Origin of the sequence: Kitasatospora cinereorecta (assembly GCF_024172095.1) — a bacterium.
Taxonomy (GTDB): domain Bacteria; phylum Actinomycetota; class Actinomycetes; order Streptomycetales; family Streptomycetaceae; genus Kitasatospora; species Kitasatospora cinereorecta.
Map to the genome: position 1 here is coordinate 1,471,794 of NZ_JAMZDX010000002.1, position 12,094 is coordinate 1,483,887.

Genomic DNA, 12,094 nt, shown 5'->3' on the forward strand with positions numbered 1-12,094 from the left:
GTGCAGGACGAGGAGTTCGAGGGTGGCGTACTGCGGCACCCGACTTCTGCCGCAGAGGGAACCCCGGCCGAGGTGCGGCCGGGGTTCCCCGAGACGGTGAGTGTCGGTCAGCAGGTGGAGTCGGACCGGCGCCTACGGGCCGGCCGGCCGCACCCGATCGCGATCACCTGTGGATCGGGCGGGGTCAGTGCTGGAGGGTGAGGACTCCGGGTCGCCAGGGCAGCTGGTCGTAGGGGCCGGTCGCGGTGGGGGACTTGCCCTGGTAGAGGAACTGCAGGTTGCAGGGGTCGATGGTCATGGTCTGGTCGGGGTTGTTGCGGACCAGGTCGCCGTGGCTGACATCGTTGGTCCAGGTGGCGCCGCTGTTGGCCTTGCCGGCGAAGGGGTTCGCCTCGGTGGCGGCCTGCGGGGTCCACGAGCCGTTGAGGCTGGTGGCGGTGAAGGAACGGAAGTAGCGCCCGCTCGCGCCCTGGGCCTCGACGATCATGAGGTACTGGTTCTGGTCCTTGACCTTGTAGACCTGCGGCGCCTCGAACAGGTTGTTCGCCGTGTCGCTCATGACCGTCGTGTAGGACGAGCCGAAGCTGCCCGGGAAGTTCCCGATCGGCATGCTCGCCCGGTAGATGCTGCCGTTGTCACCGGCGAAGAACAAGTACATGTTCTGGCCGTCGGCGATCAGCGTCTGGTCGATCGGGCCGGTGCCGGAGTTGGGGATGCTGCCGGTGAACAGCGGCTGCGGCGCGGACCAGCCGTTGGGGTTGGTCGGGTCGCTGGAGGTGCGGTAGATGAAGGGCCACTGGCCCCACTGGTAGGCGAGCACCCAGATGTTCTTCGGCGCGAAGTAGAACAGCGTGGGCGCCGTCGCGGCCTGACTCATCCCGGTCTGCCCGGCCGATGCCATGTCGGACCAGTTCGTGAACGGGCTGAACATCATCGAGCCGTACGACGTTCCCGACACGTTCGACGCGTAGACCAGGTGCTTGCCGTTGTAGACCACGTCGGTGAAGTCTTTCACCGAAGCCCACCCGTTCGCCGGCTGCGCCAGCGCACCAGTGGAGGACCACCGGTAGGTCGACGGAAGCGCGCACGTGCCGCCCGGCGCCGGGGTGGACGACCCGGACGACCTGAAGTTCCAGTGCTGGTTGGCAGCGCCCCAGGAGTCCCAGATCTGCACGGCGGTGCCGTTGGCGGTCTGGTTGCCGGGGGTCTCCAGGGCTCGGCCGCTGGCGACGTTGGTGAGGGTGAAGGAGCCGTCGCTGTTCTGGGCGGCTTTCCAGTGCTGGTTGGCGCCGCCGTTGGAGTCCCAGATCAGCAACTTCGTGCCGTTGGCGGTCTGGCCGCCCGGCTCGTCCAGGACCCGGCCGCTGGCGATGTTGGTCAGCGTGTAGGAGCCGTCGCCGTTCTTGGTGGCGCGCCATTGCTGGTTGGTGGCGCCGCTGGCGTCCCACACCTGGAGCGGGGTGCCGTTGCCGTTCTGTCCGGCGGGCTGGTCGAGCACACGTCCGGCGGCTCCCACCGCGGAGAGCGTGTAGACGGTGCCGGAGTTGATGCCGCCGCCCGGCGTACCGCCGCCGCTGCTGCCGCCCAGGGTGGTGAGCACCGCGTTGTAGGCGGGCTTCTTGTTGCCGCTGTTGTCGAACAGCAGCGGGTTCTCGCCGGTACGCCAGGAGTCGCTGTCGCGGATGCCCCACACGGTGATGCCGGTGCAGCGGGCGACGTTGAGGCAGTCCTGGACGGTGTTGGCGTACGCGCCGGCGGACGCCTGGGCGATGTCGAGCTCGGTGATCTGGACGTCCACGCCGAGCGCGGCGAAGCTGGACAGGGTGGTCCGGAAGCCGGCCGGTGGGCCGCCCGCGCCGAAGTGGCTCTGGAAGCCGACGCAGTCGATGGGCACGCCGCGGGACTTGAAGTCCTTGACCATGCTGTAGACGCCCTGGGTCTTGGCGTCCGTCCAGTTCTCGATGTTGTAGTCGTTGTAGCAGAGCTTGGCCGCGGGGTCGACGCCCCGGGCGGTGCGGAAGGCCTCCTCGATGAAGCCGTTGCCCAGCACGTTCTGGAACACCGAGCTGCGGTGCTGGCCGCTGCCGCCGTCGGCGAACGCTTCGTTGACCACGTCCCAGGCGTAGATCTTGCCCTTGTAGTGGGTCATCTCCTGGGTGATGTGGTTGTTCATCACGCTGCGCAGGGTGTTGGCGTCGGTGATGGAACCGACCCAGTTGGGTAGTTGGGAGTGCCAGACGAGGGTGTGGCCGCGCGTCTTCTGTCCGTGCGCGGTGGCATGGTTGACGATCGAGTCGGCGGGGGCGAAGTTGAACGACCCGCGGGAGGGCTCGATGGCGTCCCACTTCATCTCGTTCTCCGGGGTGATCATCTTGAATTCCCGGTCGAGAACGGTGGAGTACGTCGAGTCCCCGAGCCTGCCCGAGGCCACCGCCGTACCGAAGTAGCGGCCGCTGCCGGCCGCCGCGTCGCCGAGCGTGGTCGGTGCGCCGGCGTTCGGCGTGAATGCGGCCTGGGCGACCAGCGGTACGGCAGCGCCCACCGCGGCGAGCACCACGGCGGCGGCGATCAGGCGGCGGGTTGCCGGACGGCGGCGATGAGAGCGGTTCTGATCTGGCAACGGCTTGTCCTTCTGGCGCAGCGGGCCGTGATCTCGGCCCCGATTACCTGTCAGTTGGCGCCGCGCGAGGAAAGGTTGCCGTGATCGGGAGGAATTCCTTTTGCCGAGTCGGAGATCGGAGCGGTCCCCATCCCATCAACCTTGGTGGGGCCGCAGGCCGGTGGGCCTGCGGCCCCGCTCAGGGTGTCGGCGTCAGGAGGGGTCGCCGTACTGGAGACCGCGTCCGTTGGTGCCGATGTAGACGCGACCGTAGGTGTCGGGGTCGCCGGTGACGATGCGCTGGCCGGCGAAGTTGCCCCACTGGTGCGCGTCGTCGTTGATGCGGACCCAGCTCGCGCCCTGGTCGGTGGAGCGGAAGACGCCGGCGACGCCCTTGACGGTGCCGATCAGGTACAGCGCCTGGTACGAGGTGCCCGGTGCGGCCTTGCCGAAGCCGACGGCCGAGGCGGACTCCACCGAGGACACCTTGGTGAAGCTGCGGCCGCCGTCGGTGGAGTGCAGCAGACCTGTGCCGTCGCCGGCGAGCCACAGGTCGCCCGCGACGCCGGGGACGGCGCTGAGCTTGCCGCCCGGCAGGTTGCCGGAGCGGGCGGTGAAGTTCGCGCCGCCGTCGGTGCTGGCGTAGAGCGTGCCGTTGTTCAGCGAGTAGAAGGTGTTGGCCGAGGACCGGTCGGCGACGACCACGGCATCGTTGCCGAGGCCGTTGACCCTCGACCAGCTCGCGCCCCGGTCGGTGGAGCGGTACGGGGCCTGGCCGGCCTCGGCCCAGACGAAGCTGGAGCCGTCCGCCGCGATCGCGATGTGGCCGCTGTCCGCGCCGGGCACCGGCTCGCCCTTGAAGCCGTTCCAGGTGTGGCCGCCGTCGGTGGAGAGGGCGCCGTCCTGCGCACCGCCCCGGCCGACCCGGACCACCAGCGAGGGGTTGGACTGGGCGTAGTCGACGGAGGTGCTGTTGTAGATCGTCGGGTTGGTCAGCCGCCCGGTGGGCTCCTTCGTCAGGTCGTCGTACACGAAGCCGCCCTGGTCGCCCAGCGAGGTGATGAGGGCGGCGGCGCCGGGCGGGGAGACCGCGTCGTAATACGCCGTCTCCTCCAGCCCGCGGGCTCCGATGAACCAGTGGCTGGTGCCGCCGTTGTCGGTCGCGTTGGCGTCCTTGCTGGCCCAGATGCCGTTGCCGGTGCCGTACATCACGTGTCCGGAGTCGAACGGGTCGATGCTCAGGGCGGTCATCCAGTGCCCGATGCCGGTACCGAGGTACGGGGCGATGGAGGCGTCCCGCACAGACCTGTCGGACTGGGTCTTCCAGGTCGCACCGCCGTCGGTGCTGCGGTAGACCTCGTCCTGCGGCCACCAGCGGTCCAGCGTGGTGACCATCACCGTGGACGGCTTCTGCGGGTCGACGGCCAGACCGGCGAACCCGTAGTTGCCCTGCGACGGCGAGATGTTCTTCCACGCCCCGCCGGTGTACTTCCACACCGAACCGCCCGACACGTTGTTCGGGCCGGTGTTGTTGGAGTACGACACGTACAGCGAGCCGTCACCGGAGAGCACACCGTGCTGCGGCACCTGGCCGGTGGGCTGCCCGGAGACCGCATGCCAGGAGTTGCCACCGTCGGTGGACCGGTACAGGTTGGTGGACCTGTCGGCGACGCCGACGTAGATCGTGTTGCTGCCGGCCGGGCCGTAGGTCACGAAGGAGATGCCGGTGCCGAAGCTCGCGCCGTCCTTGACCGGGAACGAGGAGATCTGGTTCCAGGTCTGGCCGTGGTCGGTGCTGCGCCACAGGCCGTTCTTACGGGTGCCCAGCAGCAGGGTGTCGTGGTTCGCGGGGTCGATCACCAGACGCTCGCCCGCCCCGCGGGCGTCCTCGTTGCCGCCCAGCTTGAACGGCAGGTCGGTGCGCTGGAAGGTGCGGCCGCGGTCGGTGGAGCGCAGGATCGAACCGTTACCGGCCCAGTCGTTGGTGTAGGTGCCGGCCGCGAGGTAGAGCCGGTCCGGGTCGACCGGGTCGGTGGCCAGCGACTCGATGCCCAGCAGGTTCCAGTCCTTCTGGCCGACCCAGTCGGTGAGCGGTGTCCACTGCTCGGCCCCGGTGTCCCAGCGGTACGCGCCACCCATGTCGGTGCGCGCGTACAGCAGGCCCTTCTCCTTCTGGTTGAAGACCAGGCCGGTGACGTAACCGCCGCCCGCCACCGGGGCGTTCCGCCACACGTACGATCCGGACCCGGTCTGCGCGCCGCCGCTCTCAGCCACCTTCACCAGCTTCCACTGCTGGTTGGCACCACCCCACCCGGGCCACTGGATGATCTGTGTACCCCGGTCCGTGGAGTTGCCCGTGACGTCCAGGACCTGACCGCTCTTGCGGGAGGTGAAGGTGACGGCGTCGGAACCGCTCACATCGTCGATTCGCCACTGCTGGGACGCCGAGGACCTGTCCGTCTGCTGCTCGGCGGCAGCCGCCTGGCTGGTCGAGTCGCCCGCTATGCCCAGCACCTTGCCACTGTTGCGGTTCACCAGCTCGTAGTAGCCGTCCCCGGTGGACTTCAGCTTCCACTGCTGGTTGGCGGTGTTCTGGTCGGTCCACTGCTGGATCCGGGTGCCGTCGGCGGTGGAGAAGGCGTTGACGTCCACCACCTGCCCGCTGCGTACCGAAACCAGCCTGTAGTAGGCACCGCCGTCGACCGTCGCGGCCTGGGAGTCCTCGTGTACGAACACGAAGTACGACCCGACGGTGAGGGACACACCGAGCGCCAGAGCGGTGGCGCTCAAACGACGGCGGTGACGCCCGCGGCGCCCGCCGTTCGGGAGGTTGCTCATGGGTAGACGTTCTCCTTGCGAACTTTGCACGACAGAGAGGCGGATCCGGACACCGGCACCGGCCGGATCCACCTCCTTGTGGTCACCGGCTCGGCAAAGGGTTGCCGCGAACCGGGACCTTTCTTCAGGTCACCTCGTGGTGAGGTGACGGCTCGCAGGTCAATGCGCCGCGGTGAATCCTCCCCAGACCGAGGCGGACCCACCGGCGCTCTGAGCGTCGACGCGGTAGCCGTCTCCCGTCGCGCTGCGCACGCCGGTGGCATGGTTGAACTGCCCGGCGAACCGGTGCTGTCCGACGGGCACGGTGCGGCCCGGCTTGAGGACCCACCGGTACACCAGCGCGCCCCCGGTCTCCTGGACGGTGACGGTGAAGTCGTCGCTGGGCAGGGTGCGCCAGTTGCCGGTGTTCTGCAGGCCACCGGTCTGCGCGATGCGCAGTTCCACCGTGAGCGCGCTGAGCGGCTGGGTGGTCCTGAGAGTGAGGTTGCTCTGGGCCCAGTAGACGGTGCTGTGCGGGTCCACCGAGGCGTCCGACCACAGCGGCCCGTTCTGGATCCGGCTGCCGGGCGATGCGGTCGGGCGTGAGCTGCCCGGCGTGGCGCTCGGTGCCGGCTCGGTCGGGCGGGCCGACGGTGCGGGAACGGACGTGACTGTCGCGGACGGAACGGCGGGAGCGGTGGCGGTCGCCGACGGCGACGGGGTTCCGACCATGCCGGCGACGGCGAGCCCGCCGGTCGCCAGGATGCCGGTGGTGGCGAGGGCGGCGAGCGCCGCCTTCGGCCACGACCGCCTGATCGACGGTGTGCGGTGCCGGACACCGGAGCCGGTCGCGCCTCGCTGCACGCGGGCCAGCATCCTCGCGCGGTCGGGCTGGTAGGTGTCGGCGGCCTCGCGCAGCCGCCGGCTGATCTCGTCGTTCACCGAGCCCTCCTTCCCGTCGCCAGTGCCCCGGCCGCTCGTGCGCCGAGTATGCGTTCCAGTTCGGCCATCCCCTTCGAGGTCTGGCTCTTCACCGTGCCGACCGATACGCCCAGGGCCACCGCGGTGTCCTTCTCGGACAGGTCGAAGGCGTGGCGCAGCACCACGCACGCCCGCTTGCGGAACGGAAGTCGGACGAGTGCCGCTCGGACGTCCAGTACCCCCGCCACGTCCGGCCCCACCGTCTCCTCAGGGCCGCGCGACCAGAACAGCGTGATCCTGCGCCGCTCGCGGACGGCGCTGCGGATCCGTTCCCGCGCCAGGTTCGCCACCACGCCGCGCGCGTAGGCGAGCGGGTGGCGGGCTTCCCGGAACCGGTCCCAGCGTTGCCACAGTGCGAGCAGGGCGTCCGCGGCGAGGTCGTCGGCGGCGTCCGTTTCGCCGGTCAGGAGGTGGGCGAGCCGGGCCAGTTCGGCGTAGTGGCGTTCGAAGAAGTGGTGGAACTCCGCGGACGCGTCATCGAGGAGCATCTCCCTCGGTCGCCCTCTCCTTGCAATGTGCGCGCTAACAACAGGAGGCTGGAGCGTAGCAGCGCCCGTCACCGCGACCAGCTCGCGGTCCCTCCCGGAAAGGCCGCCGTGGCCGCCGCCGGAAGGCGCGGTCAATGCCGGGCGAACTGGACGCGGGTCGCTTGCGCGACGTCCGGTTGGATCGCGATCCCGTCGACCGTCAGCTGTTCCCCGTAGATGTCGGTGACCCTGATCGACCCGCCGCACCCGTTGCCGTCGGCGGCCAGGAAGTAGTTGTAGTCGGTGCGCGGCAGCTGCCGCCAGCCGCTCGCGGTCCGGACCTCCAGGGACGCCACCGGGTTGCGGTGGCCGATCACCTGGACGCCGCACCAGTAGCGGCTGGACCCGGCCTTGTACCGGATGGAGACCGTGTCCACCGCGGTGGGGCTCAGCAGCGTCCAGGTGATCGGGAGCCGACCGACCTTCGGATCGGCGAGTTCGGCGAAGGCCTGTCGGCTGAGGTCGAGCTGCCCCGGCGCGCACGGCAGGGGACACTCGTTGACGATCCGCACCGTGACGGAGGACCCGTTGGCGGCGCGGACCAGCACGTACGCCCCGCACGCCCTGGCCGACTCGTAGTCGGTGTGGTTCATCGCCGCGATCATGAGGTCGGCGGACGGTCCGAACAGGCAGGCGCCGTTGCCGTCACCCGCCTCGTAGGCGGTCGCGACGCCCTGGTACCCGACCGCGGGCCTGATCCGCCCGGCCATGGACGCCGCGGCCACCGGGCGCGGGCTGCCGGAGGCGGAGGTCGCCGGGGCGGCGCCGGACGATGCCGAAGACGGGGTCGAGGCGGGCGGCTGGGCCGACGCCGCCGCGGCGGTCGTGGCAGCGGCCGCCGCCACAGGGGACTCGGGCCCGGCGGGGGAGATCGACGTGACGCCCGCGACGGGTGCTGCCGCACTCCTCGCGGCACCGGCCCCGCCCGTGGGGAGCAGCGCGGCGGCGGCCAGGCAGGCCAGAAGTCCGACCACCGCCGGCACCAGGGGAATGCCGGCGGTACGTCCATGCCTGCGCCACGACCGCGGACCGCCGTGCTTCGTTGTCCTCATATCCGTCCGTTCAGGAGACCGAGTCGACCTTGCACATCCCAGTGGCCGCCGGTGGCGAAAAGGTTGCCGACCGGTGCCGCCGTCCGCCGAGACGGTCGTGGTTCCGCCCCCGGGCCGCCGAGCCCGACCCCGCACCACGACGGCGGGCTTCGCCCCGGCGGGAACCTTGCTGATCAGCCTTGTCATGTGATCGCGAACAAATACACTCTCGGGAGCACACGTGAGACAGTCGTAGTGCCTGTCCAGCTCTGCGTCACCGGCCGGGACGCAGAGCCAGTGGCACCGATGAGACCGATGAAGGGGCCCGAGTGGGAACTGCAAGCACCGAGCCGGAACCGCGTCAGCCGGTCATGGCGGACGTGGCGCGGGTCGCAGGCGTGTCCCACCAGACCGTGTCGCGCGTGCTGAACGGTGCGCCGCACGTCCGGCCCGACACCCGTGAACGGGTGCTCGCAGCCATCCGCGAGCTGGACTATCGTCCCAACTCGGCGGCCCGGGCGCTGGTCACCCGGCGCTCGCAGACCCTCGGGGTGGTCAGCTTCGGCAGTGCGCTCTACGGTCCGGCATCGATGTTGGACGGCATCGAGCAGGCGGCCCGCAGCGCGGGGTACTTCGTCAGCGTGGCGAGCCTGCGCTCGCTGGACAGCCGGTCCGTCCAGGAGGCGGTGGACCGGCTGCGCGACCAGGGCGTGGAGGGCATCGTCGTCATCGCGCCGCAGATCTCGGCGGTGAGCGCGGTGGCGAAGGTCTCCAGCGCGGTGCCGCTGGTGGCGGTCGGGTCGGGCAGCCGCTCCCCGGTGCCGATGGTCGCGGTGGACAACGAGGCGGGCGCCCTCGCCGCCACCCGTCACCTGCTCGACCTCGACCACGAGACGGTGCACCACGTGGCCGGACCGTCGGGCTGGCTGGAGACCAAGACCCGCGAGGAAGGCTGGCGAAAGGCGCTGGAGGCGGCCGGCGCCCGGGTGCCCCAGGTCCAGAGCGGCGACTGGAGCGCCCGCTCGGGGTACGAGGCGGGGCTGCGGATCGCCGAGGACCGCGAGGTCACCGCCGTGTTCTGCGCCAATGACCACATGGCGCTGGGGCTGCTGCGCGCCTTCCACGAGGCGGGCCGGTCGATCCCGGGCGACATCAGCGTGGTCGGCTTCGACGACATCCCCGAGGCCGCATACTTCGCCCCGCCGCTGACCACCGTCCGGCAGCCCTTCGGTGAGCTGGGCCGCCGAGCCCTGGAGCTGCTGGTGGAGGAGCTGGCCGGGGTCGGCCACGCCCGCAGCCACATGCTGGTCTCGCCGGAGATGGTGCTGCGCCGCAGCACCGGTCCGGCCGTCCGCCGGTAGTCAACTCGGCTCTCCAGTAACCGATTCACTCGGTCCGGGCCCGGTGGATCAAGATCGGGTAACGCGAGTCCGACCTCTTGTCCCGCCTGATCGTGATCGCTCACAAGCCTCGTTGCCGACCCGGCGTGCGGCCCTCGGGCTGCTGCCGGAGTCGGTCGGCGGGAAGCCGCATGCCTTGACAGGCGAATTGTGAGCGCTAACAATCACTGTGCGCGCATGCCCGTGCCGCTCCCAACGGCCACCCGCTCCGCCAGCCGCGCCGATTCCCCGCTTCCGCCCGGCCGGCGGCACCCGTTCCGCTCCTCAGGAGGGAGAGGCGGCGGGACGAGGGCCGGCCGCCGGACCTCCGCAGTGCCGCGGTGGTCCGGCGGCCGGCACCAGCGCACCAGCTCCGTACGAAGGATGTGAACGTGACCGTGACTCCTCCCACCCAGGGCGCGGAGAGCTACGTCGTCGGTGTCGACTTCGGCACGCTCTCCGGCCGGGCCGTGGTGGTCCGCGTACGCGACGGCGAGGAGGTCGGCTCCGCCGTCCACGCGTACCCGCACGGCGTCATCGACCGTGAACTCCCCGGCACCGGCCGGATCCTGCCGCCCGACTGGGCCCTGCAGCACCCGGAGGACTGGCGCGAGGTCCTGCGCACCGCCGTCCCCGCCGCGGTCGCCGTCGGCGGCGTCGACCCGGCCGCCGTGATCGGCATCGCCACCGACTTCACCGCCTGCACCGTCCTCCCGGTACGCGCCGACGGCACCCCGCTCGCCGAAACCGCGCTCGGAGACCGCCCGCACGCCTGGCCCAAGCTCTGGAAGCACCACGCCGCCCAGGACCAGGCCGACCGCATCAACCACCTCGCCCACCAGCGCGCCGAGAAGTGGATCTCGCGCTACGGCGGCCGGATCTCCGCCGAGTGGCAGTACGCCAAGGCACTCCAGGTCCTGGAGGAGGACCCCGGCGTCTACGCCGCCACCGAACGCTGGATCGAGGCCGCCGACTGGATCGTCTGGCAGCTCGCGGGCGTCGAGACCCGCAACACCTGCACCGCCGGCTACAAGGGCATCCACCAGGACGGCCACTACCCGAGCGAGGACTACCTCGCCGCCCTGCACCCCGACTTCGCCGACTTCGCCCGCACCCGGCTCGAGCACCCGCTCTCGCCCCTCGGCGCCCGGGCCGGCTCGCTCACCCCGCAGGCCGCCGCCTGGACCGGCCTGCCCGAGGGAATCGCCGTCGCCACCGGCAACGTCGACGCCCACGTCGCCGCCCCCGCCGCCCGGGCCGTCGAGAACGGCCGACTGCTCGCCATCATGGGCACCTCCACCTGCCACGTGGTCAACGGCGCCACCCTCGCCGACGTCCCCGGTATCTGCGGAGTCGTCGACGGCGGCATCGTCGAGGGCGCGTACGGCTACGAGGCCGGCCAGAGCGCCGTCGGCGACATCTTCGCCTGGTGGCTGAGCCAAGGAGTCCCCGCCGACTACCTCGCCGAGGCCGAGGCCACCGGCGAGGACCTGCACCGGCTGCTCACCCGGAAGATCGCCGACCAGCCGGTCGGCGGCCACGGCCTGATCGCCCTCGACTGGATGAACGGCAACCGCTCCACCCTGGTCGACCACCACCTCTCCGGTGTCATCGTCGGCCTCACCCTCGCCACCCGCCCCGAGGAGATCTACCGCGCCCTGCTGGAGGCCACCGCCTACGGCACCCGCACCATCGTCGACGCCCTGGAGCAGGGCGGTGTCCCGGTCACCGAATTCATCGTCACCGGCGGGCTCAAGAAGAACGCCCTGCTGATGCAGATCTACGCCGACGTGCTGCGCCGGCCCGTCTCGCTCGCCGAATCGGCCCAGGGCCCGGCGCTCGGCTCCGCCATCCACGCCGCCGTCGCCGCCGGCGCCCACCCGGACGTCCGGACGGCCGCCGCAGCCATGGGGCGGGTGCAGCGCGGCGCCTACCGGCCGGACACCGCCCGCGCCGACGCCTACGACGAGCTCTACGCCGAGTACCGCCTCCTGCACGAGCACTTCGGCACGGGCCCCGACAAGCAGTTGCACCGCCTGCGCCGTCTGCGCAACGCCGCCCTCTCCCGGAACAGCGAGGTCTGACCCATGACGTCCCCGATCGATCTGCTGCGCCGCCAGGTCAGCGACCTGCACCAGGAACTGGTCCGGTACGACCTGGTGGTGTGGACCGCGGGCAACGTCTCCGGCCGCGTCCCCGGCGAGGACCTGTTCGTCATCAAGCCGAGCGGCGTCCCCTACGACGAACTGACGCCGGACACCATGATCCTGTGCGACCTGGACGGCAACGTCGTCGAGGGCGACCACGCGCCCTCCTCCGACACCGCCGCGCACGCCTACGTCTACCGCCACTTGCCCGAGGTCGGGGGAGTGGTGCACACCCACTCCACGTACGCCTGCGCCTGGGCCGCGCGCGGCGAGGCCGTCCCCTGCGTACTCACCGCCATGGCCGACGAGTTCGGCGCCGAGATCCCGATCGGCCCGTTCGCCCTGATCGGGGACGACTCCATCGGCCGGGGCATCGTGGACACCCTCCGGGGTCACCGCTCGCCGGCCGTCCTGATGAAGAGCCACGGTGTCTTCACCATCGGCAGGGACGCCAAGGCCGCCGTCAAGGCCGCCGTGATGTGCGAGGACGTCGCCCGCACCGTCCACATCTCCCGCCAGCTCGGCCAACCCCTGCCGATCGCGCAGGACGACATCGACTCGCTCAACCACCGCTACCGGAACGTGTACGGCCAGCAGCGCGCTGCCCGCTAAG

At 70.9% G+C, this 12,094-nt stretch carries 8 protein-coding genes; 3 read left to right on the plus strand and 5 right to left on the minus strand.

The window, feature by feature from the left end; translation table 11 throughout:
- Window positions 1-184: 184 nt before the first annotated feature.
- The 5 genes from FHR36_RS13350 to FHR36_RS13370 form a co-directional block, all read right to left on the minus strand.
- The gene (locus FHR36_RS13350) at window positions 185-2,572 is read right to left on the minus strand and encodes a non-reducing end alpha-L-arabinofuranosidase family hydrolase (RefSeq protein ID WP_253796782.1); all 2,388 of its coding nucleotides are present in this window, start codon (window positions 2,570-2,572) and stop codon (window positions 185-187) included.
- A 240-nt stretch (window positions 2,573-2,812) separates the two neighbouring features.
- Window positions 2,813-5,437 (minus strand): RICIN domain-containing protein, encoded by a 2,625-nt coding sequence (locus FHR36_RS13355; RefSeq protein ID WP_253796634.1) that lies wholly within the window; start codon window positions 5,435-5,437, stop codon window positions 2,813-2,815.
- 159 nt (window positions 5,438-5,596) lie between these two features.
- Entirely contained in the window at window positions 5,597-6,358 is a 762-nt protein-coding gene (locus FHR36_RS13360) for a hypothetical protein (protein WP_253796635.1), read from the minus strand.
- Window positions 6,355-6,885: a SigE family RNA polymerase sigma factor gene (locus FHR36_RS13365; RefSeq protein WP_253796636.1), complete on the minus strand. Its 531-nt coding sequence runs from the start codon at window positions 6,883-6,885 to the stop codon at window positions 6,355-6,357. The genes FHR36_RS13360 and FHR36_RS13365 overlap by 4 nt, the downstream gene beginning before the upstream one ends.
- A gap of 131 nt (window positions 6,886-7,016) precedes the next feature.
- Window positions 7,017-7,898 carry an expansin EXLX1 family cellulose-binding protein gene (locus tag FHR36_RS13370; RefSeq protein ID WP_253796637.1) on the minus strand — a complete coding sequence of 294 codons (882 nt, stop codon included), beginning with the start codon at window positions 7,896-7,898 and terminating at the stop codon, window positions 7,017-7,019.
- 428 nt (window positions 7,899-8,326) lie between these two features.
- Between FHR36_RS13370 and FHR36_RS13375 the strand changes: the two genes are divergently transcribed.
- The 3 genes from FHR36_RS13375 to FHR36_RS13385 all read left to right on the plus strand — a co-directional run bounded on the left by FHR36_RS13375 (window position 8,327) and on the right by FHR36_RS13385 (window position 12,093).
- On the plus strand, window positions 8,327-9,316 hold the full coding sequence (locus FHR36_RS13375; protein ID WP_253796784.1) for a LacI family DNA-binding transcriptional regulator: 990 nt from the start codon (window positions 8,327-8,329) through the stop codon (window positions 9,314-9,316).
- A 410-nt stretch (window positions 9,317-9,726) separates the two neighbouring features.
- Window positions 9,727-11,418 (plus strand): ribulokinase, encoded by a 1,692-nt coding sequence (locus FHR36_RS13380; RefSeq protein WP_253796638.1) that lies wholly within the window; start codon window positions 9,727-9,729, stop codon window positions 11,416-11,418.
- A gap of 3 nt (window positions 11,419-11,421) precedes the next feature.
- On the plus strand, window positions 11,422-12,093 hold the full coding sequence (locus FHR36_RS13385) for an L-ribulose-5-phosphate 4-epimerase (RefSeq protein WP_253796639.1): 672 nt from the start codon (window positions 11,422-11,424) through the stop codon (window positions 12,091-12,093).
- Window position 12,094 lies beyond the last annotated feature (1 nt).

Bases quoted from the DNA above. Each gene is read 5' to 3' on its own strand.
- FHR36_RS13355 (WP_253796634.1), bottom strand. From the start codon at position 5,437: ATGAGCAACCTCCCGAACGGCGGGCGCCGCGGGCGTCACCGCCGTCGT.
- FHR36_RS13365 (WP_253796636.1), bottom strand. From the start codon at position 6,885: ATGCTCCTCGATGACGCGTCCGCGGAGTTCCACCACTTCTTCGAACGC.
- FHR36_RS13375 (WP_253796784.1), top strand. From the start codon at position 8,327: ATGGCGGACGTGGCGCGGGTCGCAGGCGTGTCCCACCAGACCGTGTCG.
- FHR36_RS13385 (WP_253796639.1), top strand. From the start codon at position 11,422: ATGACGTCCCCGATCGATCTGCTGCGCCGCCAGGTCAGCGACCTGCAC.